The 24762-nt window shown below is 40.0% G+C and carries 24 protein-coding genes; 21 read left to right on the forward strand and 3 right to left on the reverse strand.

Annotated elements, in window-relative coordinates:
- Window positions 1–86 precede the first annotated feature (86 nt).
- Entirely contained in the window at window positions 87–899 is an 813-nt protein-coding gene (locus tag AC106S_RS00575; protein ID WP_482437185.1) for an alpha/beta hydrolase, read from the forward strand.
- Window positions 900–955: 56 nt separating this feature from the next.
- Here the strand turns inward: AC106S_RS00575 and AC106S_RS00580 are convergent, their stop codons facing one another.
- On the reverse strand, window positions 956–2377 hold the full coding sequence (locus AC106S_RS00580) for a serine hydrolase domain-containing protein (RefSeq protein ID WP_482437186.1): 1422 nt from the start codon (window positions 2375–2377) through the stop codon (window positions 956–958).
- Window positions 2378–2624: 247 nt separating this feature from the next.
- Entirely contained in the window at window positions 2625–4112 is a 1488-nt protein-coding gene (locus AC106S_RS00585; protein ID WP_482437187.1) for an aminotransferase-like domain-containing protein, read from the reverse strand.
- Between the two features lie 65 nt (window positions 4113–4177).
- On the opposite strand from AC106S_RS00585, the gene AC106S_RS00590 reads away from it, so the two are divergent.
- From AC106S_RS00590 to AC106S_RS00680, 19 genes are all read left to right on the forward strand, one after another.
- Complete coding sequence (locus AC106S_RS00590) at window positions 4178–4801, forward strand: hypothetical protein (protein ID WP_482437188.1); 624 nt, start codon at window positions 4178–4180, stop codon at window positions 4799–4801.
- Window positions 4770–5894 carry an aminotransferase class I/II-fold pyridoxal phosphate-dependent enzyme gene (locus AC106S_RS00595; protein WP_482437189.1) on the forward strand — a complete coding sequence of 375 codons (1125 nt, stop codon included), beginning with the start codon at window positions 4770–4772 and terminating at the stop codon, window positions 5892–5894. The genes AC106S_RS00590 and AC106S_RS00595 overlap by 32 nt, the downstream gene beginning before the upstream one ends.
- A gap of 44 nt (window positions 5895–5938) precedes the next feature.
- Complete coding sequence (bioD, locus tag AC106S_RS00600; RefSeq protein ID WP_482437190.1) at window positions 5939–6550, forward strand: dethiobiotin synthase; 612 nt, start codon at window positions 5939–5941, stop codon at window positions 6548–6550.
- 2 nt (window positions 6551–6552) lie between these two features.
- Complete coding sequence (gene bioB, locus AC106S_RS00605) at window positions 6553–7545, forward strand: biotin synthase BioB (RefSeq protein ID WP_482437191.1); 993 nt, start codon at window positions 6553–6555, stop codon at window positions 7543–7545.
- A gap of 191 nt (window positions 7546–7736) precedes the next feature.
- The gene (gene bioA, locus AC106S_RS00610) at window positions 7737–9035 is read left to right on the forward strand and encodes an adenosylmethionine--8-amino-7-oxononanoate transaminase (protein WP_482437192.1); all 1299 of its coding nucleotides are present in this window, start codon (window positions 7737–7739) and stop codon (window positions 9033–9035) included.
- A 283-nt stretch (window positions 9036–9318) separates the two neighbouring features.
- The gene (locus AC106S_RS00615) at window positions 9319–10059 is read left to right on the forward strand and encodes a LytR/AlgR family response regulator transcription factor (RefSeq protein WP_482437193.1); all 741 of its coding nucleotides are present in this window, start codon (window positions 9319–9321) and stop codon (window positions 10057–10059) included.
- Entirely contained in the window at window positions 10060–11976 is a 1917-nt protein-coding gene (locus AC106S_RS00620) for a histidine kinase (RefSeq protein WP_482437194.1), read from the forward strand.
- 123 nt (window positions 11977–12099) lie between these two features.
- Window positions 12100–13392, forward strand: a complete 1293-nt coding sequence (locus AC106S_RS00625; protein WP_482437195.1) for a tetratricopeptide repeat protein — start codon at window positions 12100–12102, stop codon at window positions 13390–13392.
- An 11-nt stretch (window positions 13393–13403) separates the two neighbouring features.
- Entirely contained in the window at window positions 13404–14267 is an 864-nt protein-coding gene (locus AC106S_RS00630; RefSeq protein WP_482437196.1) for an FG-GAP repeat protein, read from the forward strand.
- Between the two features lie 28 nt (window positions 14268–14295).
- Window positions 14296–14994 (forward strand): hypothetical protein, encoded by a 699-nt coding sequence (locus AC106S_RS00635; RefSeq protein ID WP_482437197.1) that lies wholly within the window; start codon window positions 14296–14298, stop codon window positions 14992–14994.
- A 180-nt stretch (window positions 14995–15174) separates the two neighbouring features.
- Window positions 15175–15828, forward strand: a complete 654-nt coding sequence (locus AC106S_RS00640; RefSeq protein ID WP_482437198.1) for a hypothetical protein — start codon at window positions 15175–15177, stop codon at window positions 15826–15828.
- A gap of 46 nt (window positions 15829–15874) precedes the next feature.
- Complete coding sequence (locus AC106S_RS00645) at window positions 15875–16699, forward strand: hypothetical protein (protein ID WP_482437199.1); 825 nt, start codon at window positions 15875–15877, stop codon at window positions 16697–16699.
- A gap of 29 nt (window positions 16700–16728) precedes the next feature.
- The gene (locus AC106S_RS00650; RefSeq protein ID WP_482437200.1) at window positions 16729–17073 is read left to right on the forward strand and encodes a hypothetical protein; all 345 of its coding nucleotides are present in this window, start codon (window positions 16729–16731) and stop codon (window positions 17071–17073) included.
- Complete coding sequence (locus AC106S_RS00655; protein WP_482437201.1) at window positions 17070–17402, forward strand: hypothetical protein; 333 nt, start codon at window positions 17070–17072, stop codon at window positions 17400–17402. The genes AC106S_RS00650 and AC106S_RS00655 overlap by 4 nt, the downstream gene beginning before the upstream one ends.
- 84 nt (window positions 17403–17486) lie before the next feature.
- The gene (locus AC106S_RS00660) at window positions 17487–18281 is read left to right on the forward strand and encodes a DKNYY domain-containing protein (protein WP_482437202.1); all 795 of its coding nucleotides are present in this window, start codon (window positions 17487–17489) and stop codon (window positions 18279–18281) included.
- Window positions 18282–18293: 12 nt separating this feature from the next.
- Window positions 18294–19175 carry an XAC2610-related protein gene (locus AC106S_RS00665; RefSeq protein ID WP_482437203.1) on the forward strand — a complete coding sequence of 294 codons (882 nt, stop codon included), beginning with the start codon at window positions 18294–18296 and terminating at the stop codon, window positions 19173–19175.
- A gap of 57 nt (window positions 19176–19232) precedes the next feature.
- A complete protein-coding gene (locus AC106S_RS00670; RefSeq protein WP_482437204.1) occupies window positions 19233–20087 on the forward strand; it encodes a hypothetical protein in 855 nt (284 codons plus the stop codon).
- 285 nt (window positions 20088–20372) lie between these two features.
- Complete coding sequence (locus AC106S_RS00675; protein WP_482437205.1) at window positions 20373–20681, forward strand: hypothetical protein; 309 nt, start codon at window positions 20373–20375, stop codon at window positions 20679–20681.
- Window positions 20682–21267: 586 nt separating this feature from the next.
- Window positions 21268–21846, forward strand: coding sequence for a hypothetical protein (locus AC106S_RS00680; protein ID WP_482437206.1), 579 nt, complete (start codon window positions 21268–21270; stop codon window positions 21844–21846).
- Between the two features lie 850 nt (window positions 21847–22696).
- Here AC106S_RS00680 and AC106S_RS00685 read toward each other — a convergent pair.
- Window positions 22697–23899: a CynX/NimT family MFS transporter gene (locus AC106S_RS00685; protein WP_482437207.1), complete on the reverse strand. Its 1203-nt coding sequence runs from the start codon at window positions 23897–23899 to the stop codon at window positions 22697–22699.
- Between the two features lie 72 nt (window positions 23900–23971).
- On the opposite strand from AC106S_RS00685, the gene AC106S_RS00690 reads away from it, so the two are divergent.
- Window positions 23972–24754 carry a helix-turn-helix domain-containing protein gene (locus AC106S_RS00690; protein WP_482437208.1) on the forward strand — a complete coding sequence of 261 codons (783 nt, stop codon included), beginning with the start codon at window positions 23972–23974 and terminating at the stop codon, window positions 24752–24754.
- Window positions 24755–24762 lie beyond the last annotated feature (8 nt).

The following is a 24762-nucleotide window of genomic DNA, read 5'->3' on the forward strand; positions in this document are numbered from 1 at the left end:
AGCTTCAACATATGTTGAGGCTTTTTTATGAGATCATGGGCATCTTTGTATCAGGAAATTATTCAGTAATTAATTATTTTTATCGTATGAAAAAGCTAATAAGTCTTATCGTTGTGGCAACAGCATACATTGCGGTGTCTGCCCAGAAAATCATTCACCAGGAAGTTTTCAGTTCCGGAATGAATAAGAAAATAAAAACCGTGATTATCACACCGGATCCTCAGCAGGGAGCCACTTATCCGGCAGTTTATATTCTTCATGGGTACAGCGGAAATCCGGACAGGATTCTGAAGCAGGATATTCCGGATCTGGCTAAGAAAGCACAGGAAAATAAAACCGTTTATGTACTGCCGGACGGAAATTTCAATTCCTGGTATGTGGACAGTCCGATTATCAGAGATTCACAGTATCAGACCTTCATTGGAAAAGAGCTTGTAGAGTTCATCGATAAAAATTATCCGGTAAAAGCGGAAAAGAAATTCCGGGGGATTCTGGGATGGAGCATGGGCGGCTACGGAGCTGTGAATATCGGAACCGTTTACAATAAAACCTTCGGTATTGTGGGGAGTTCCTGCGGTGCCCTGGATCTGGCATCATTCGGGCCGGGATACAATAAATACGGCGTAGATAAAGTGCTGGGACCTGTGGCTTCATTAAATAAAAACTTTCTGACAGACAGTAAAATAAAACTGATGGTTTCTGCCGGACAACGCTACATTTTTGACTGTGGTACAGAAGATACCCAGATGATTGAAATGAACAGGAATTTTCATAAAAAGCTTACGGATCTTAAAATCCAGCATCTTTATAGCGAATCCTTAGGGGGGCATGACGATCAGTACTGGAGCAGGTCACTGTCTGAACAGTTGGTTCTGTTTAATGATTTTTTCAGACATTAACGGTCAGTTCTAATAATAAAAAAGCCTCCCGGTTCCGGAAGGCTTTTTTACAGCTGTTATTCTTTGTCTTTTGTGAACTTTAATTTCAGCGATTTTCCCTGGCTGAAATCTATGGTTTTCTGTTCCGGATTAAAGGTCATTTTAATTTCAATATCTTCATTTTTAAAGGTATGGTTTTCATAAGCAGACAGCTTTACCGGTCCCTGTCCTTCAGCTATTGCCTGTACATAGAGCGTATGGTCCTGTACAAATACCTTCAGTTTCATAGGGAAACCAGGAGCGCTGTAAATTCCTGTATAAGCATTCAGCTGTGCATCGGTGGGTGTGGCAGCTTTCAGAGGCCTTTCCACTTCCAGTTTTTCGTTATACAGAACTTTCCGGATTTCGTCTATCGGAATAGCTGTTTTCCGGGTCAGATTATTCTGAAGCAGAATAAACGTTTTATCGTTATCCATATGCCGTTCTATATAAGTAACATATCCTGCCCATCCGCCTGAATGGTTAGCTATTTTCCCGTATTTCGGGCTGTTATTTACTTTCCATCCGAAACCGTAACCGCTCTGTTTGCCGTCATCCGTTGTCACCTCGTTAAAGATTAACTTTTTATCGTTGTCATTCACAAGTTTGTCCGTATATAAAGCTCTGTCCCATTTCAAAAGGTCTTCAACGGTAGAATTTACCATACCGTCCCCTACAATTCCATCCAGATAATAGGTGTAAAAATCCTTTCCATAGCTGTCCAGGAGAACTTTTTTTCCGGAAGCATCCTCTTCATAGCCTAATGCATAATTGGCGATAGCCTGCGGTTTGTAACGGCTCCTGTATACCAGCGTATGGTCCATTCCGAGGGGTTTAAAGATATGGGCTTTCAGAAAATCTCCGAAAGACTGTTTGGAAACCCTCTCAATAATACTGCCCAGCAAAGCATAACCGGTATTGCTGTATTCATATTTCTGATTGGGTTCAAATCCAGGAGCCGGTTTGTATTTTGCAAATTCTTTGATGATATCCTCATTCACTGCAAATTGGCTTGCATCCCAGTTTTTTTCGAAAAGTTCCATATAATCAGGAAGCCCGCTTGTATGATTCAGAAGATTTCTTACCGTGATTTTATCATAGAAAGAAAGTTCAGGGATATATTTCGAAATCTTATCGTCATAATTAAGTTTTCCCTGTTTCTGCAGAAGAACGATACCCATTGCGGTAAACTGTTTAGAAACAGAGGCCAGTTCAAAGGTTGTTTTCGGATCCAGTTTCCGTTGGGTGGCTTCTTCGGCTATCCCGTAACTCTTTTCAAAGATAGGTTTACCCTTATCAGCGATCAGTACATTTCCGTTGAATTTTTTTTGATTATAAAGAGAAGTAAAGATACTGTCCAGAATTTTAGTTTTGTCCTGTGCAGTTATCCCGATCGATAATAAAAAGAGATTCACACAAACTGCTTTTTTTACGGTTGATGTCATCATTGACTTTGTCATGTAATATTAGTTTAATCGTTGCAAATATAAATTAAAAGCTGTGATTGTGCTGAAAAATATATCCATGAATGCCGAAGTTTTGAGCAAAGAAAGAGAGGTTGATGAAATTGCATTAAACTAAAACATAACTTTTGAACCTCAGCTTTTTATATTTCAGTATCCCTTTTAAGTACAGATGTGGGATCTGTGGGATCCTTTTTTAAACACAAATATGCCAATATTTTCATATATTCAGCGGGATCAGAATTTACATCAAATCACTTACATTCTTCGAAAGAATTTCAATTCCCCTCTCCATTTCTTCAGCATTGAGGTTTCCAAAACCTATTCTCATAGCCGTAAGATCTCTGTTCTGATAAAGCAGTGTTTTAGGAATAAAAAGATTGTGTTGAGCGCAGTTTCGGCTTAGCCGCATCAGATTAACAGGAACTTTCCATTCCATCCAGAAAGCAAGCCCTCCTGAAGGTTTCCGAAATTCAATAAGCCCCTTCAGGTGTTCATCGAGTAACAAGGCGAAATGATCTCTTCTTTCCTGATAAACTTTTAAAGACTTTTTCAGATAGCGGTGTATTTCTCCTTCCTCAATCATTTCTCCCAAAGCCCTTTCCATCAGAATATCTCCCTGACGATCTATAATCCCGAGATATTTTCTCATTTCTGTCATCAGATTTTCCGGAGCCACAATAAATCCGGTTCTGAATCCCGGAGCAAGAGATTTCCCGAAAGAACCGATATAAATAACCATGCCGTTTGTATCAGCACTCGCAAGCGGAAGAATAGGGCTTTTATCATAGTGAAATTCATAGTCATAATCATCTTCCAGTATGATAAAGCCGTATTCATTGGCCAGTTCCAGCAGTTCCATCCTTCTCTGTGCACTTAGAGCAACCGTCGTAGGATAGTGGTGATGCGGGGTAAGATACAGCATTCTTATACGCTGTTTTTTACAGGCTTCCCTTACGCTTTCTACGATAATTCCTTCATCATCTATGGGCAGGGATACAATATCAACCCCTGATTTCTGGAAGATCATATTCACCGAGAAGTAACTTAAAGCTCCAATCAGAACCGTATCTCCTTCGGAAAGCAAGATCTGTGAAACAATATAAATACTCATTTCTGTGCTTCGGGTGATGAGCAGGTTATTTTTGGAGATCGGAAGACCGCGGGAAAGATTCAGATAATGGGATAAATGCTGTTTAAAGAACTCACTTCCGTCGTGATTGTAATGGCCGAGCATTTTCTGGTTGGATTTCCGTTTAAGAATAGAACTGTAAAATCTTGAATGCTGGCCGATCTGTGTGAGCCTGATGTCGGGAATACCGTCGTTGAAAATATATTCACAGTCCGAATGTTCAAAAGGATTATCCAGAATATTGGATGTTTTAAAAGAAAATCCTGTGGTTTCCGGATAATTCTGAAGGCTGTTCTTTTCAAAATTTTTTACCTCAACCGGTTTTTCATGAGGGGATCCGATAACGAAAGTTCCTTTGTTCGGAAGGCTTTCTACCCATCCCTGTGCATACAGCTCATCATAAACGGCTACTGCAGTATTCCGGTGAACCTCTAAAATTTCACTGAACAGCCTGGTTCCGGGCAGTTTCGTACCGAAAGGAAGAAATCCTCTCTGGATGGCATTGATCAGCTGATTGGCAACCTGCAGATAGATCGGAGTCTCTGAATGTCTGTTGATTTCTATAAAGCTTTGATAAGGAATTTTAACCGGACTATCCATAATATTAAAACTGGCACCTTTTGATGGTCCGGCAATATACTAATTTTGGCTCAAAATAAAAATCTATGGAATTTCACCGTATGCTCGAAAAGATCGTAAAGGATGGCAGAACGCATGCCCGATGGCTCAACACCCTTTCTTTTATGGAAAACGCAGGAGCCAGAAAAATTTCAAAATGTGAGCATCCTGTCTCTGTAAGCCTGATTCAACTGAAACACGCCGCAGAAGAACACCGCCACGCTTACTATCTGAAAAAACAGATCGGAAAAATTAATCCGCAATACTGCCCGGGCTACGAAGATCATGAACTGCTCGCTGCAATAGCTACAAGACAATATCTTCACTCTTTAGACATCAGGGCCTGCCGCTACCTTCAGAATGTTTTCCGGCTTACCAGAGAAGAATTGAAATATGCTGCTTACCTTTTTGTGACTTATGCCATAGAAGTTCGTGCTGATGAATTGTATCCCGTTTATCAGGACATTCTTACCAGGGAATCTTCCAAAATTATGGTAAAATCTATTATCCTGGAAGAAGAAGGCCATCTGGAAGAAATGATCAGTCAGCTGAACGGTTTTTCTGAAGACTGGCAGTTCCATGCAGAAAATATTCTGATGATGGAAAAAGAGCTTCATGAGCAATGGGTAGGCGCAATAAGTGAAGAAGTATCAAGATTGCAATATGCTTAACAGGCTTCAGGAAAACCTTAACAAAAGGAAGGAATCGGGAATATTAAGAAGTCTGAAAACGCGAAGGGAAGGCATTGACTTTTATTCTAATGATTATCTGGGGCTCGCAGGAAATAGGGAACTTCGGAACAGACTTCTGGAACAGGTTATCAGTAAACCTGAACTACTCTCAGGAAGCACAGGTTCCAGGCTGATCAGCGGAAACAGCCGTATAGTATCGGAAACCGAAGAATATATTGCTGAAGAACATCAGTCTTCCGCTACTTTATTGTTTCCTTCAGGGTACAGCGCCAATCTTGCTTTATTCTCTGCACTTCCGGACCGTCGTGACACCATTATTGTGGACGAACAGATACACCGGTCGGTTCATGATGCCTGCAGAATGTCCCATGCCCGGAAGCTGAAATTCAGGCATAATGATCTGAATCACCTGGAACACTTGCTGAAAAAACAGAACGCACATTGTTTTATTGCTGCAGAAAGTCTGTACTCGATGGAAGGAGACCTTGCTCCGCTTATGGAGATGGCAGCATTAGCGGAAAAATACAGTGCATCACTGATTGTAGACGAAGCCCATGCTTTCGGAGTATTTGGATATGGTCTGATCTGGAAATACCGGCTTCAGGAAAAGGTTTGCGCCACGGTAATTACTTACGGAAAAGCTCTGGGAGCCCACGGTGCGGCGGTATTATGTGATAACCGGGTGAAATCCTATCTGATCAATTTTTCTTCACCTTTCATTTACAGTACTGCAGCTCAGGATTTCCAGTGGGCCGCTATAAAAACAGGATATGATTTTTTGAAAGAATCTCCGGAATTACCGGAAAAACTTCAGAAGAATATTCAGCTGTTCAGGAAGCAGGCTATTACCACACCTTCTTCGGAAAAAAGTCCTGTTCAGGCAGTGTTGATACCTGATAATGAACGACTTAAAATCATGCAGGATACCCTGTCAGAAAGTGGATTCTCAGTCTACGCAGTATACAGTCCCACCGTAAAAATGGGAACAGAAAGACTGAGGATATGTCTGCACAGCTTCAATACGGAAGAGGAAATTATAAACCTTTCAGAAATTATTAAAAAAAATATTTAAAAAGATAAACAACTTCAAAAATTTGAAATTTTTCACCTGATTACATGAAACTATTCATCACCGGGATCGGAACAGAAGTGGGAAAAACCATATGTTCTGCCGTTTTAACCCAATATTTAAAAGCTGATTACTGGAAACCTGTTCAGTCAGGAGACCTGGATTGTACAGACAGTCATAAAATTTCAGCATGGACAGACAATACCCAATGTCATCCGGAAACGTACCGTCTGAAGCTGGCTGCTTCTCCCCATCAATCCGCAGGGGAAGAAAATGTACAGATCCGTGTGAACGACTTTAAGCTTCCGGAAACAGATAACAGCCTGATCGTGGAAGGTGCAGGAGGACTGATGGTTCCCCTTTCTGACCATGAGCTGATGATCGATCTGATTGAAAAACTGGCCATTCCCGTTGTATTGGTCGTCAGAAATTATTTAGGATGCATCAATCATACCTTACTTTCCGTTATGGCGCTTCATCAGAAAGGAATAAAGGTGGAATATCTCATTTTCAACGGACCTTTTCCTCCTGATACCGAACGGGTGATTGCCGGATTTATTAAAACAGAAACAAAGATCATCAGGATTCCTGAGATCGGACAGCCCACAAAAGACAGCATTAAAGCTGTCGCAGAACAATTAACAATAACAAATTTATGATAATGGATAAAAAAACTGAAATCAGAAATAACTGGACCAAAAAAGAAATAGAAGATATTTACCATCTGCCGCTGTTGGAACTTATTTACAGGGCAGCCACCATACACCGTGAATGGCATGATCCTTCAGAAGTGCAGGTTTCCACGCTGTTATCGATCAAAACAGGGGGATGTCCGGAAGATTGCTCTTACTGCGGACAGGCAGCCCGCTATCACACCAATATCAAAGTACAGGCACTGCTGCCTACCGAAACCGTAATCGCTCATGCCCAGAAAGCAAAAGACAGCGGATCTTCCCGTTTCTGTATGGCCGCAGCATGGCGTGAAGTGAGGAATAACAGGGATTTCGACAGGGTTATCGATATGGTAAAAGGGGTCAATGAACTGGGAATGGAAGTATGCTGTACCCTGGGAATGCTTACCGAAGAACAGGCCGTACGCCTTCAGGAAGCAGGGCTGTATGCCTATAATCATAATCTGGATACTTCGGAACAGTATTACGAAGAGATCATTTCTACCAGAACTTTTGATAACAGGATCAATACGATCAGCAATGTAAGAAAAGCCGGTATTACGGTTTGTTCAGGAGGAATTATCGGATTGGGAGAAACTCATGGTGACCGGATTTCAATGTTACTGACTTTAGCTACAATGCCTAAACACCCGGAATCTGTGCCTATCAATGCACTGGCAAGAGTGGAAGGGACTCCCCTTGAAAATAATGAAAAAGTAGATTCCTGGGAAATGGTAAGAATGATTGCTACCGCAAGAATTGTAATGCCTTCGTCTATGGTGAGACTAAGCGCCGGAAGAATTGAAATGACTGAAACTGAACAGGCATGGTGTTTTATGGCAGGGGCCAATTCCATATTCACAGGAGAAAGAGAAACCCTTCTGGTAACACCTAATCCGGGGGTGTCGGAAGATATGCAGATGCTGGAGACCCTGGGGCTTAAACCTATGAAATCAGGTAAAAAAACAGAAACCTGCTGTTAATCCTGTTAAAAATAAAAGATATGAATTTCTGGCTTCTGGTTATCATTCTTCTGAAACTGATTAAAAAATTACTGTCAGCCTTGATGTAATATAATAAACCAGTCTTACCGGATACAGAGTGAAAACAACCGGATACTGTTTAAAAGATTACCGGTTGTTTTCTTTCCAAATTATAAATATACATTTTGTACATGAATACATCAATACCAGGTCTCGGGGAAAGAGACCGGGCGGTGAACTGGCATCCCTATACCCAGATGAAGACAGCCGGGGATGCGATTCCCATTGTGAACGGGAAAGGAGTCTATCTCTATGATGACAAAGGAAAACAATATATTGATGCCGTATCATCATGGTGGGTAACTTTACACGGCCATGCCCATCCGTATATTGCTGAACAGGTATTCCGCCAGCTGAATACCCTGGAGCAGGTTATTTTTGCAGGTTTCACCCACGAGCCGGCAGTCAGGCTGTCAGAGAACCTTTTAAAATTACTTCCCGGAAATCAGGAAAAGATTTTCTATTCAGATAACGGTTCCACGGCTGTGGAAGCGGCACTGAAAATGTGTGTTCAGTACGCCTGGAACAAAGGAGAGGAAAAGACAAAAATTCTCGCATTCAGAAACGCATATCACGGAGATACTTTCGGAGCGATGTCTGTGAGCGGGAGAAGTGCATGGACCCGGCCTTTCGGAAATATGCTCTTCGAAGTGATCTTTATAGATACCCCGACCCGTGAAAATCTTGATGATTTAAAAGCCCGGATTAAAGATATTGCATCTGAAACGGCCTGCTTTATTTATGAACCTCTGGTACAAGGAGCCGCGGGAATGCTGATGTATAATGCTGAAGATCTTAGTGAACTGATGAATTACTGCAGAAAATCAGGAATTTTAATGATCCAGGATGAAGTATTTACTGGGTTTGGAAGAACCGGAAAGCTTTTTGCAGCAGACCATCTGTCTGAAATGCCGGACATCATGTGCTTTTCAAAAGGACTTACAGGGGGAACTATGCCTATGGGAATTACATCATGTTCCGAGGATGTTTTCAATGCATTTCTGTCTGATGATAAATACAAAACCCTGTTCCACGGACATTCTTTTACAGCGAATCCTTTGGCCTGTACTGCCGCTCTGGCAAGTATGGAGCTGCTTCTGAGCGCAGAGACTCAGGCTGCTATAAACCGCATATGCCGGCAGCATTCAGAATTTTCATCAGTTCTTAAGAGCCACCGTAACGTTGAAAAGGTACGGCAGACCGGGACTATTCTTGCTTTTGAACTCAAAACCAATGGAAGTACTTCCTACTTCAATGAAATAGGGAAGGTTCTGTATGACAGATTTCTGGAGCATGGGATCATTTTGCGTCCGTTGGGAAATATTATGTATATGGTTCCTCCGTATTGCATTACTTCAGAGGAACTGGAGCTTGTCTATACGGGCATACTTAATGTACTGGAACAGGCAGATCATCTTTTTGTTTTTTAAAAATAATCCCGCAGGATAAATCATGGGATCCGGAGGAAAATCAGAGGTTTCAGTTCATGAAGGTCCTGGTTTTGCTCCGGTTTTCTTTGTAATTCATAAAAAATGAATGAATAAAAACAAAGAATAGAAAAAAACATCCTGAAAATACTGTTCTTAAAAAGATGATTTTCAGACATTAGCGGCTTTATTTGATCACGTTTTATAAAAAATTAGCAGCGAATTGTAAATGTATCTGATTTCTTAGTTTACAATCATTATTTTTACCGTGCTAAAAAATGTAGAAATGATAAGCATTGCGATCATAGAAGATGAACCGGCAGTACGCAAAGAAATAAGCTTTCTTATCCAGCAGGAACCCGATACGGAAATTATCGGATGGAGCGATAGTGTACAGACCGCCATACAACTCATTCAGGAAAAACAGCCCGATGTTATCCTGATGGATATTCAGCTTCGGGACGGGACGGCTTTTGACCTTCTGAAACAGCTCAACCCAATCCCCCAGAATATCATATTTGTTACAGCTTATAATCATTTTGCGATCAAAGCCATTAAATACGGAGCTCTGGATTATCTTCTGAAACCTGTTGACCAGGGCGAACTGAGAGAATCTTTGGGAAGATACCGCCGGAGAAGTGAAAACAACCCGCAGTGGATGCAGCAGCTTATGCTGACCCAACAGTCTATGGGAGTTTCAGACGTTCCTGAAAGTATTGCCCTTAATACCGTTCACAGTACGCAGATCATTAAAGTTCAGGATATTGTTTACTGCAAAGGCGATGGACCCTATACCTTTTTCTTCCTGAATAACGGAACCAAAGAACTTATCTCCAAACCGCTTAAATATTACGAAGAGCTTTTACCCGCACCGCATTTTCTGCGTACCCATCAGTCTTATCTGGTCAACCGCCAGTACATTTCAGGACTTAACCGTTCAGAATATATTGTCCTTAAAAATAAAGAAGAAATTCCTATTTCCCTGAGACGCAAGAATGCCATTTTAACCCAGCTTTTGAATAAATAAATGAAACCTATATTTCGGATAACCTGCCTTGTAACAGCCGCTTTGCTGGCTTCAGGATGCAGTAAAAAAAAGAATGCTCCCAAAGAAGATTCTGCTCTGCTGAAACAGATCTATGCATTGGAAAAAGCACCCATACAACCTAAAAATGCAGATTCTTTGGTTGCCTTATGGCGCAAATATGACAAAGATCCTGTGGTAGTAAAAGACACTACCATGTCTGCCATTGTAAAGTATAATATGGCCAGACTGTATGCTATGCGTGGTAAGGATTCTGCCCGTTATTTTATAGAGCAGGCACTGGAACTTATAGAGCCTACTTCCGGAAACCTTCAGTACAAGACGCTTATATACAACGGGATAGGGAATATCCGGAGTATGGAAGCCAAACAACGGGAGTCAGGCTATTACTACAACAAAGCAGCAGCTATTGTTTCAGATACCACTGTTCATCTTACCGATGAAGCCCGTTCAGCAATTCTGCTTTCGGCAGCACAGAGTAATCTGAGTGCCTATCAGTATAATCTTGCCGAAAAAATGAACCGTGCTGCTATGCCCTGGACGGTTTCACTGCCCAAAGGCCATATCAATAAGCAACGGGTTTTGGTACAGATGATATTTACGCTCAGTACCCTGCATAAACCGGCAGACAGCATTAAACCTTATCTCCGCGATCTGGAAGCACTTCATGCGCAAAGTCCTGATCAGTATGATATCAGCTATCTGTATGATGCCAAAATGAAATATTTTGATACCCAGAAGCAAAAGGACTCCCTCCTTCATTACCAGCTCCTGAAAGCAAAGAATGACGAAGGTCATTACCATGAAAAGACATTAGCCGTTGAAGTCAATAATCTTTTCGTAGATTACAGTGATATTGCATCCACTTATATTGCACTTAAGCAGCCGGAAAAAGCTCAGGAGTTTCTGAAAAAAACCAAAAAACTGAAGGAACAGCACGCCAAACTGATCTTTAAATTTAATGAGGCATTATACCTGAACAGCCTTGCCGGGTTGTATCATTTACAGGGAAAACCTGATGAGGCGATCGATCTGATGAAAGAGGCTTCAAAACTTAAAGAAGAAATCTACGAAACAGAAAACACTCAGGCGGTTGCTGAAATGAGCGCGCTTTACCAGCTTCAGACCAAAGACCGTTCCATTCGCACTCTGAACGAAAATATTCAGATCAACAGGCTAGAACTTGAGCAGAACCAGTTATGGCTTATTATTTCCGTACTGGGAACTGTTCTTTTGGGTATTGTACTGCTGTTTTTATATTACAGCTTCCGCCAGCGCCGTACAAGCCAGGAAAAAGAAAAGCTCCTGCTTCAGCAGCAATTACTCCGTACCCAGATGGAACCTCATTTTATCTTTAATACCTTATCTGCTGTACAGAGTTTTGTAAGGCTGGATAAAAAAGAAGATGCCATTAAGTATCTTAACCGCTTCAGCCGTCTTCTCCGAAGCAGCCTGGAGCTGAGCCGGGAAAATCTTGTCCCTCTGAATGAAGAAATTGAAACCCTGGAAAATTACCTTTGTCTGCAGCAGATGCGTTATGATAATGCTTTTACCTATCATATCACTCAACCGGACGAACAGGATCCCGGGGCTGCCATGCTGCCACCGATGCTCATACAGCCTTATGTGGAAAATGCAATTCTTCACGGAATTAATCTGGATTCCCATACCGGAAATATTGAAGTGACCTTTAAACTGGACGAAGACATTTTACAGGTAACCGTTACCGATACCGGACGAAGCCAGGCGCATCAGGCAGATACTTCCCACCGCTCATTATCAGGAACGATCAGCAGGGAAAGAATGCAGCTGCTGGGTAAAAAAGCCAGCGTGAATATATCCAAAAATGCCGGCAGCGGAACTATGGTAACCTTATTAATCCCTGTGGTATACCCTTAGTTTACGGATTGTAAATAATTCAGGACGGATTGTAAATCAGGTCTGTTCTGTTATCAATACTTTTATATTTTTAACCCCGGAATTGTACAATTCCGGGGTTAATGCTAATGAAGCCAGTTAAAAATGAAATTACAATCCGTCACAAAATATATCTTTTTTATTCTTGTCACCCTGGTGAATCATCCGGCAGCTGCACAGGCAGCTTCCGAAGTTCAGATGGAGAGAGCCCGTGAGCTTTATGACAGTAAAAAATATGAAGAAGCAGCCGCATTCTGTGAGAAATTGCTGAAAGATGATTATAAGAATACCTACCTTCTCAATCAGTGTGGTTTAAGTTATTTTCAGCAGGGAAAATATGAAAAGGCCCGGGATAAATTCCGTCTGGCAACATTATACTGCCCTCCGGGTGATAAGACCAACATGGGGCTTTACTATTCCAATCTTTCAGCAAGTTATGATCATACCGGGAACCGTGAAAAAGCCTATGAAAATGCCTTAAAAGCTTATCAGCTGGATAATAATAACCTCTGGAATGCCGCCTCTATGGCTCAGAACGCCGGGAAATATGAGGAATGCCTCAAGCTGATGGATAAGGCCGGAAAAGACAACCTTCATATTGCATACCAGACGTTATACGGCAGGTGCTATTACCATACAAAACGATACAGAGAAGCGGCAGACAGTTACAGGCGTTTCTTCAGTGAATATGATCCCCGCGATGAATTTGTAACTCTGGATACAGAAACCGAGGCCAATTATTTTCTTTATGCATCCCTTTTTAATGTTGCTGCCGAAACAGATGAAAAAAAGATTGATACAGTAATTGCAGAGATAAAAAAGATAATCGGAAAATCCGGGACAAAAGTTTCCAGGGAAAATATCATGAAAGGCTTTGCACAGCCTGACAATATCTGCAGTAAATACAGCTTTTCTGCCGGTACATGTGCAAAAATCTTTAAAATCTGGATCGATAATCCTACCGCCGGAGAGCAGATGCAGTTTACCTACTATGCTTTAAAGGATTACCCGTCGGCTTTCAGACAATCTGAGCATCTGGTACGTTCCGGTGAAAATCAAAAGGCTAAAGAAATATATTACCTCAGCTCACTCCGGCTTTTCCTGGAGGATTATTTTCAGAACAGCCGAAAAGCAGATCTCAAAAAGCTGGATATGATCGCCGGACTGTTCAAAGGTGTTATCAGCAAAAAAAATGATACTGACAGCGGACTTCCTCCACGGGTAGAAGATGATGAAACAGCTATGGAGACGTTCAGGATATTTAATGAATATTTTAAGAGCAGGGAAGAACAGAGAGAAGCTGCTGCTTTACTGATCGTAATTATGGAGAATCTGCCGGATGAAAGAGCTAAAACAGAAGTGATGAAGATCCTTAAAGCCGGATATATAAGCAATTAAATCACAAAATAATGGAAAACAAGCCTACACCAACATCCAACCCGGACAGAAAAAAGAAGATATATATTGCAGCGGGCTTATCTGCTGTTCTTATAGCGGCCGGAATTTTTATCTACATCAATAAAACCAAACCATTGCCGCATGTTCCCGGAAAAGCGCCTAAAGACAGCCTTTCCATAGCTAAAAAAGACTCTGTTTCTACCGTGAAAGACACCTTGAAGAGTGCGGAATATGAAGGAGAGGAATCTCCTTACAGCGAATACAGGGTTATTGCCGGTTCTGTAAACCTGCCTTCAGGTAAACTGAACTTTGGAGACAGAGTGTTTGCGGATGACAGTAAATCTACGGAAAGCAGGAAAGTAATTCTTCTTCAAAATCCGTATAAATTTCCCGGTACGCCAGGCTATGATGCAGATGCCGGGCTGTTTATTGAAGATTACCGTTTTGATGAATATAAAAATAATTTTTCACTGCCACCCTTTGTTTCGCTGCCTACCGGGGTGAAGAAGATCCTGATGAATGAAAATTACAGTGACGGAAATAAATACAGTATTACACAAAATAAAGAAAGAGCGAAATCTTCAGTAGTACTGGGGGATTTTGACGGTGATGGCATCCGTGACGCAGCTGTACTGATGGATAATAATGAAAAGCAGATCAGCCGGTTACTGATTATCTGTTCCAATGAGGTGACCAGGCTGCCTTATATTGCTTTTGCTGAAAATTATTCGGATAAGATGAAGATTCGCCTGGACCAGACAGACTATGCTCCCGTATCCCGGAGCGGAATCATCGTTACAGGAGAAGATATTGAACTTTCTGTTCTTTATGATCCGGATTCCCAGAAATTCAAAACCACCACCACGGGAGAATAAACCCGTCAATATCTTAATTTAAATAGTATTGAAAAAAGGCTTTAAACATATCACCGATTGTTTTTTCGAATACCTCGGAGCTGTTATCATGACAGCAATGCTCTTAGTCTTTATATTCGTGGTCAACACTTATCATTATTTTATTTATGCACTGGTTATCACGGGTTTTATTTTTATACTGAAAAAAACACAGCGGAAAGGCTGGAGGAAAAAAGGCGAATATTTTCTGATACTGCTGGGAATCAGTTATGCTTTTTTGCTGATTTTTTTTTCGGTTTCTCCGTTTTTAAGGTTTAAAGAGTTTCAATGGACGCATTTATCATGGAATACCACAGATGCTAAGATTGTGTTTTATCAGTCAGGATGGGATAAACCTTACCGCAAATCCAGCGGATATGCGTATTCAGATATTACATACAGTTACAAAGCCGGGAATCATCATTTCACCCGTACTGAACACAAAGCTGAAAAGTTATATTACCCGGTCTGGGAAAATAAAAAAAGGATTCAGAAACTGAAAAAAGAAGTTCTTCAGAAAACCAGACAACGGATTGATGACAAAAAATTCATTGTTCTGTACAATCCTGATCATCCGTCAGAAAGCAGATTTTTTCTTTCCCGGCAGCTTTTCTACCCACAGGGTTCAGGGTTGTATGCATTTGCTGTTTTAATAGGAGTATTTTTTCTCATTATCGCGTCAGGTATTATTTTTACCTGTAAAAAATAATGGATACAACATCTTGTTTATCAGTATCGGTAATTTATTAAATCTGTATTGAGTGAAAAATACTGCGAATTGTAAACCGTTTCCTGCGAATTGTAAACGGGACTTTCGCCTGCAGAATATACTTTCTACCTTTGACCTGACAGCCAGACCAAGCAAAAGAGTATAAAATGTGCTGCACAAATGACGAATACAAAATATATAAGCCATTTTATAAGCCATCTTCGATTAAGAAAAAGAATCTTGATTCTTCTGCTGGTTTTGGCCGTTTTTATAGTCCCGTTTATCTTTTTTATTGTTGCATATAAAGAAACGAATGACCTCGGAAAAGATCTGTTGGGGAAAACAAGATATAATGAAAGAATAGAAGATGCTGTAAAATATGCTTTGGCCATGACAGGTCTTCTGGCTGTAATGATATTGCCGCTGGCTTTTCTGCTTAACCGGTTTTTAGAAAGCTATGTTCCGGTACTGAAATCGCTGGACAGTAATGACATTAAAAAACTGAAAGAATATAATGAAAGCCAGACTTTTATCAATAAGTATCATATTTCATTCATTTTTCAGAAAGATATGCTGCATATCTTTAAGCTGGGGAAGGTCAGCTGTATTAAAGGAAGCAGTATAATTAAGTATAATCTTGAAAAAATACACAGCCGGGGAGGAGGGCATTACCGGCTCCGGATAAAAACGGCAGACAGAAATTATTTTTATATTATCAATAATAACGACAAACAGGCTCTGATGCTGGAACAGGATCTTGCCGTTATCATGAACCATATCAGCAATGATAACAAATCTGGAATTAATTTTATTGATTTCGGGAAAAGTATATAGAATCTACTGTTATTCGGGTAAAAAATAATAACCTATCAGAGAGACGATGATGGAAAAAAAGACTGCTTCTATAAGTATTATAAAGCAATATTTCGGAAAAAAAAGCACCATTGTTTCTCTGATTTTTGTTTCTTTTCTCTCTCTTACAGGAATTCTCTCTGTCTTTACAAATCTGAAAAGCGGACTTTGTGCAGCAGGTGCTCTCACATTAGTCTGTCTCTTTCAGAAAATATCAGGGAACAGATATCTGTTATGGTCTGTTGCAGTCATATTCGCGGTAGCATACTGGCTGGGGCAGATGCTGTTGGATATAGAATTTGCTTTCTTTGCCGTTACATCACTGTTTCTCTCCTTTATTTTCTTTATAAAGCCCTGTTACGGAGAATATAAAAAAGCATCAGATTTTGAAGTTTTTTATTTTGATAAAAGAAAACTCAGATGCCTGGTAACAATGGCCGATTCCGATTATAAAGGCTATATGTTTGATCCCAAAAACTATTTGAAAGAATTTTCCTCATCATCAGTCAAAGCCGTTTCTTTTACCGGGAAAAGCATGACAATTGCTGTGGGGGACCTGCTGGTGCGACCAAAAGAACTTTCGCCGGACGACCTTCATTTGATCCGGGATTATGTACAGCAGTATTTTCCCGATCTTTTACAGAATACCGGGGTTATGGATGAAAACCGCAGAAAAGAAAACCGGTTTTATCTTAACAAGCTCATCATCTTTTCTCCGGTGCCCGTTTTGGGAGTTGTTATCGTTTTTTTTGCAGATAACGGAAGAAACCTTCCACTCACCTGTGCCTGTCTGGCATTGATGGTACTTTTTCCCATCATAATCCATAATATTTTAAGAAAAATAAAAGAATAACTTTTAATATATTTATATTTGAACAAACCATGAAAATCGTTAAACATCTTCTGATAAGACTGCTGATTGCTGCTGCTCCCCTCATAGGGTTATACTTCTGGGCAGAAATGGCATTCAGGGCCAACAGACAAAAAGAACATCCTACCGATGTGGGGATGGGAGTGGCATTGATGCTGATCTTTGTGTTAAGCGCTTTGTTTTTCGGATTTATAACGGATTTTATCACCAGATTGATAAAGAAGGACTATAAAGTAGCGCTTACAGATGTACCGTTTCTTCTGGTTTTTATTGTTCCGATTCTTTACTTAAGCTGTTTATGGTCCGGCGGAGACGGTTTCTGTAACTGGCTTACCAATATTATTGATAAAATATGATATTAATTGTAGCCATGTTAATCTGTATTGTAATAGGCGGGCTTACCTACTTTAAACGCTCTCCTAAAGCAATACTCATCGCCATACTCCTCTTATTGGGAGCAATGATCTGTTTCTTTTTATGGGCAGCCTCTAAAGAAAAAGCGTATGGAATTTATATTCCTGACTATTTTAACGGTGAAAAAAGAGACAGCCTTGTAATATCTGAGGGAGGACATACCTATCCTTCTGCAGAACAGATTATCCAGCGGAAAACAAAAGTATCCGTACAATCAGAAAATGATGCCTGGGTATATAAAAAAGAAGATACCTGGCAGATGCTGCTGTAATGGAACAACTGAAATTTCCAGTGAAATCCGGTTGTGTTGTGATTTTCATCCGTATTTTTAAAAAGCTGAAATAAAGAGAGAAATATGAAAGTATTCAGATTTATACTGATTTTGGGTATCGTGATCTTTGTACTTCTGTGTACAGGTACTTATTTCTATCCTGTAAAATATAACAGCAGCTGCCGTGATGGGAATATATACCGTTACAAAACGGGAATATATCAGATCAGCTCCGGTATTGCAGAAAAAAAAGAATATAAGAAAATAGGCGGTTTATTCATGTTCTTAGGGATTCAGCCGGTGATATGCCCTGAAGAGATAGAAAAGCAGCATTTTGAGACCGTTGTAAAGTCGATAGACAGTGCGAACCGGGCTTCAGGATGGAAACTTCAGAAGAACGGATTGTGGATCAGCAGAAAAGGGGACTGGGCAGTAAAGGAAATTATTGCGGTAGGGCCGGAAGGAATGAAGCAGGCTGACAATTATATTACCCGGATGGGATTTAACGATCATGAACCTCTCAGGCAGATCATTGATACGGCCACTTTCCAAAAACTGAATAGCAGCTTTTACAAAGATAAAAATCATGTATACAGATATTATGGAATGGCATACGGAGGAAGTTTTTCCGTTTTCCCGGAAGCAGACCCGCAGACCTTTGAGGTATTGAGCGGGTGCTATGCAAAAGATAAAAACCATATTTATGAATCACGGCAGGGAATACTGGATAGTGTAGATTATACAACATTCAGGACCAAAAGTACGCTGGCAGGCTGCTTTGCAAAAGACCGGCACGGATATCTGCAATGGGGAGACCGGATCTCAGAAGACAATATGAATAACGAATATGTACAGAAAGCCATTCAGGAATTAAAATAATTTTTTTAAACTATGAAAACAATTCTGCTTCCGGTTTTAATTCTTACGGTCGGCCAGATCAGTGCACAGACCGTTTATACAGGAACTATCGGGGATTATCCCATTGAAATGGTTATTTATCCGGCCGCTAAAACAGCAGATGCCGTGTACTCCTATACCGATTTTGATGAACCCATTTCACTGCATAATGGAACTCTCAGCAATGGTAAACTTACTTTTGAAGAAGAAGCCGGAAAGAAGCAGACCAAAGCGATTTTTACACTGGATCACTTTGCTGAAGATAAAAATACCTTATCCGGGACGTGGAAAAATATTAAAACCAATAAAGAGCTAAAAATTAATTTATCAAAAAAGTATTCCATTGAAAACGGTGAAAATATTGAGTGGAAAAACCGGGAATTATTACAGTCCGTTTCTGCAGGTAATCATTATTTCAAGGTAGTTGCTTCAAAAGAAAGAGAACAGTATTACCCAATGGTTACCTCCGTGAAAATATTTGAAAAACGTACGGACAAACTGCTGCAGGAGCTTGATGTAAGCTGTCAGCTTTGGGGATTAAATAATATCAGCACCGGAGACTATAATTTTGACGGAGCTGAAGATTTTTCTGTCTTCGAATCCAGTTATGCAGGTCCCAATACATCCAGTATTTACTTTCTGTATAATAAAAAAACTCATAAATATTACGAAAGCAGCTTCAGCGGGATTTCTCTGGAATTCGATCCTGTTAAGAAAAGAGTGTATGAAAGAAATCAATGCTGTGCCGGAACAGTGGTCACAACAGTTGAATATAAAGTGGTGAACGACAGTTTGATTCCCCTTAATCAGCACTGCTACCGCTGGAATGATAAAAAACAGAAACTGGTGGAAAAGCCTATGAAAGACTGCCGGTAGTTATTCTTCATTTAACTTATTCAGGTTGAAAACCGCGAAAAGAATAGTAAAAAACATATGAAAAGGATATTGTTCAGTATTTTTATATTAGCATCCGGTGTTGTTTTTTTCCAGCAGCAAAGAGAAAATCTTATGATTCATGTGGGAAATGCAGACCATGCTTTTTTCGATAAAGTAAAGGTTACCGATAGTTCCGGTACTAAAAGTGTCCAGCTTGAAGACGGCCGTTATATATTGGGCAACGATCACCGGAAAGCAGATATATCGGTGAAAAATAAGATGATCAGCGGTACTGTTACAGAATTGCGGGAAGGCATAAAAACCGATTTTACCATTGAAAATTCCTATGTAAAGGCTTATAATATACACAGTGACGGAACTGTCATCAACGCCTGGCGGGATGCAAAAAATGCTTACTTTAAGGAATATGATCCCAATAAAGTCCTTAAATCCGACGGATGGGTTTCTCTGGACAAAAATAAACATTACGGAAGAGGAGGCTCAAAGCATTATTTTGAAAACGGAAATGTAAGCAGCATTTCAGACGATGTTACCGAAACCTATACCGAATTTTACCCCAACGGGAATAAAAAACAGAGATCCGGACAGAACATCTTTGAAAGCTACGCCGAAAACGGGACCCTGTATAACAGACAATACACCAAAAATAACGTCCGGTACAACGACTATTACTACGACGGAAAACTCGCAACGCATGCCTACACCAATAAAGAAGGGAATGACGTGACAGAATACTATAAGAACGGTAACCTTGATAAAAAAGAAACCGTTAAAAACATCAACGGAGAAAAGCGGATCCTTACTTATGATAAAACAGGGAAACAGACCGGCAATACTTCTTATTCAGAAGCAATGGCAAAAGAAGCCGTTGGCCATAAGAAAGTGCCGTAAGACTCACCTGCTAAGAAATTCTGAGGTCTTTTATTCATAGGTATAAGACCTTTTTTTGCGAATTGTAAACGGCATCATGCGGATTGTAAATGAAAGAGGGAAAGGATGAAAATATTATCTACTTTTGAAATAAGAAACAGGGATAATTCATAAACCCCCGGAAATTATTTCTCCGTATCTGTCGAATGAAACACCTGTTCTGAACGGTTTTACAGACCAATGTTTACGCTCTTTGAAATAAGTACAAAACGATAATAATATAAACAGAAAAATACTATTGACCCTATGATGGCCATTAAAGTTTTACGGAACATTCTGTCTGTATTCTGGATCCTGTTGCTGGCAGTAGATTTTCTGCTGGTACTTCCCGAATACTGTGCCTGCAGGAATACCTCTGAAAACGGAAAGGGAAAAACCATCTGGGGATACACAATAGACTGTATTGGGGATGATGAGGAGTTTTCTCTGATCTTCTTTCAATGGATCGGCTATTGGCTGATCGGGATAATGACCATAATCATTATACTGCATATAATTTATAAAAGGAAGAAGGATGTCTGGAGCTGGAATAATAATAACCATGAAAACTTTTAGTTTTAAACAGAGCAATAAAAAGAGTGGTACTGTCAGTTGCAACAGTAAACCTGATGTAAGAGACGTACCGCTTTTTTACTTCCCGACAAAACACCTGATACAGTAAAAACTATAAAACTATAATAACGATAACCATGAAAACTCTCAGTAAACAGCTGATAAAAGCTGTACTGAGCGATCATTTATAAAAAAGAAGAAAAGAATATCCAGGGCTGAAGAATTAGTAACCATGACAACTTTGTTTTTTTAACAGGAATAACTGCTCTGCCATTTTTACAACAGGATACCTGTTCGTAATTTTCCTGCTGTTTTTCTTCTATTTTTATAACTGTTGACGGTAGAGCAGAAAAAATATACAGCATCGGCACAAAGGGGGACGTGCCGGTGTTGTTTTTACTGCAACAATCTGTTGATGATCACATGAATAAGACTGTGAATAATATATAAAGGAAGTGTAGAGTTAAAAACTAATAACCATGAAAACTCTAAATTTTAACAAATTAAAAAAAGCAGCACTACACAGGCTGTAATGCTGCTTTAACTTCCTGATAATTACAATTAACATACTGCTGTCAAAATAACCCTAATGGCAAAAATTTTATTAAAAATATATCTGATACTGTCCCTGCTTCTGGCCGCAGATATTACTGCCTGTTTTTTCTTCAGAGTAAGTCTGAGAGGATATTATGCAGATATTATTCTTTTCTGGCTATGGTTCTTTGGATGCATATCGGTAATCGTTGTGTTCTGGAAAAAAATAGGGGCAAAATTATTACTGGCGGCCATGTTTACCGCTTTAATATTGAGTATGCTGCCGATGGGACTGCCATTTTATGCGCTGGTCTTTGCCACTACACCTGCCGGATTATGGATGGACAGAGATCTGAACGGAAGTTACCGTGCACAGATCGTATCATACAGTGTGATGGTTCCGCCCTGGCTTCAGATCACAGAAAAAAACGGACCTTTTGAAAAACAGATCCTGCAATGCAGCGATTCACAGTTACAGGATCATCACATAGATGCGAAGATCCGGAATTCAAAGGATATTATTTTTGAAAAAGAAACAGACAGCACCATTACGCTGACTTTGTTTTACGGAGGTCCGGATCAAACACTGACCTTCAGCAAAGCAACAGGAAAAATACTGGATCACATAAAATGAGCCAGTTTTTCATAGATTACAAGTATTTTATAATACTTCTAATCCTTTTTTATATGATTTTTCTCTCGCAGACCCTGCAGATTGCACTGATGGTTGTGGTTTGTCAGTAATCTGCTCGTCTGTGGGAGAAAGATTTAAAAGCAAAGATCTTTTATGTTAATATTTTTTATTCTTCACGCAGATTTGGCAAAAAACGAATATGGTTGTGGTTTCATCAGTAATATGCCGGTCTGCGGAAGAATAAATTTAATCCGATTTTAAATCAAACCATGATACTACTCATTTTAAATGTGTTCATAGAGAGTCTCAGATTCTTTATGCTATAATATTGTATTCTTTCCGCAGGCCAGACACCCTGTTGTAATATCTGCCGGTCTGCGGAAGAATCAATAACTCTATCCCGGTTCCGGCACCCCTCATTATCATTTTATACTTATTGACAGAACATTTCAAAGCATTCTGTCTTTTCAGCTTAAATTCTTTAATCTTCATCATTAAAATCCTTGCAGCATTACAATTCTCCACTAAAAAAAATCTGCTCAATCTGCAAAATCCGCGGGAAATTATTTTAACCACAAACCGAAGGTTCGACGTAGTCAAAAGATTTTTACACAAAGATTCTTTTAAGAAACAAACTTTATGTTGAGAAGAACACTTAAACTTAAAAATCAAAGATTTTTATGGATCTTGCGGTGTGAAATTTTATCGGAGATAAAATCATTACGCCTTTTTTATACAGCCTGTAAAATAATTCTTGCGGCCTTGCGTATTCCAACAAAAAAATCTGCTCAATCTGCAAAATCAGCGGTATTTTAAACCATAAAATCTGCAAAATCTGTGGAAAACTCTTTTAATCCTCAACATACCTGTTTCTCGCCGCTTTCATTCCAAAATAAAACATCAGGGCCACCGCAATACTTAAAAAATAGAAAGAACTTTTCCATGAAGGATCCCAGTCATGCAGCTTCCCAAAAACCGGAGGTCCGAATGCTGCGATCAGATAACCCACAGACTGAGCCATTCCGGATATTTTCACCGCATTGGCACTGTTCTTTGTCCGGGTGGAAAAAAACAGGATAGACAGACTGAAAGACAGACCATTGGAAATACCTATAATGACCGCATTCACATAGATCCATTGTGATTTTAATCCCGCAAACATCATCGTGCTCGCCATCATCAGAACACAGATCAGTACGATCAGTATTCTCTGGTCCTTCATTTTATGGGCAATGATCGGGCTGCAGAAGGTAACCGGAATCATAGTGATCTGGATCATAAAAAGCACCCAGCCTGTGCTGTCGCTCTGCATATGATAATCCGTGAGAAGTGACGGAAGCCACGCCACCATACAATAATAGAACAGCGACTGCAATCCCATGAATATACTGATATTCCAGGCCTGTGCAGATCTGAACATATTAAAATCCGAACTGCTTAAAGAGCTTTTTACCTGATCAGGATTTTTTTTGTTAAAAATCAGTTCCAGGGCCAGTACAAACAGTCCCAGTCCGGCAATAACCAGCCATATGCCCAGAGAACCGCGCCATCCGAATCCTGTCCATTCCCCGATTTTTACACTGAACCCGGAAGCCAGGGCAGCCGTAAGATTCATTGCCACCGCAAAAATCCCGGTCATCAGACCGATTTGTTTAGGGAAATTATTTTTAATATATCCCGGGGTTACCACATTTCCGATACAGATTCCCAACCCGATAAATACAGAACCCAGAAACAACATCCACACCGATCCTGTAATGCGGAGAAACAGCCCGAAACTCAGAATAATTAAAGAATACAGTAAAAAACGGCTGATACTGAACTGATGGGAAAAACGGCTTACCAATATAGAACAGGTGGCAAACATAAACAACGGAATAGAAGTAAGAAGACTGACCTGAAAGCTATCCAGCTTCATAGCAGCTTTTATATCACCGAGTACAGGAGCAACAGAAATGATAGGAGACCTGAGATTACCGGAAATAAGAATTACAACAAGTATATTGATGATCAGAAGAGCATAGGAAGCGTTTTTTCCTGTTTCGTTATTCATGATGGAAATATTTACTGCAAATTTACTTTAGTATTTTTGTTTAATTTTGCCAAAGTTTTAACATAAAACGACATGAACCCTCACGACAGTATAGATATTGATGAATTGAAAAAACCTTATTTTGTATGGTTTGAAGAAGACTGGAAACATGATGATATCCTTCATTCTCACCGGAAAGGCCAGCTCGTATACGTAGAAAGTGGGTTCCAGTATATTACAATAGAAGGGAAAATCTACTTACTTCCTCAGAATCATGCTGTCTGGATTCCTCCCGGAGCCATTCACAAGACCAATTCGCACTCTGAAAAAATCAAACTGATGATTATGTTTGCGGATGCGGAACAGGGAAGAGGGTTCGATCAGGAAATCAGTGTGTTCTCTGTTCCTCCGGCACTGAAAGAGATGATCAGATACGCTGAAAAATGGTCAAAAAATCAATCCGAAGATCCTCACGAACAGATTTTCCTGAAAGCGCTTTTCAATGAACTTCCATATTTTGTAGAGCATGCCATCAGACTTCATATCAGCCTTCCGGAAGATAAGCGTCTCACAAAAGCCATCAGCTATCTTCACAGCCATTACAGAGAAGATGTAAGAATTGAAGAACTGAGTGAGATTTCCATGCTTTCCCTGCGTACCCTGGAACGCATCTTCAAAAAAGAAACGGGTATTACCCTGAACAGATACCAGCAAATTCTCCGGATCATCAAAAGTATGGAACTGCTGAGCTCAGGAAATCTTACCATTTCCGAGATTGCTTATGAAACAGGCTATAAAAGCGTTCAGGCCTTTACAAGAAGTTTTCAGACGGTCATGCAGTTCCGGCCTTCAGATTTTATTAAGAATATGAAGTAAAAATATTA

The sequence above is a fragment of the Chryseobacterium sp. FR054 genome, assembly GCF_056844565.1.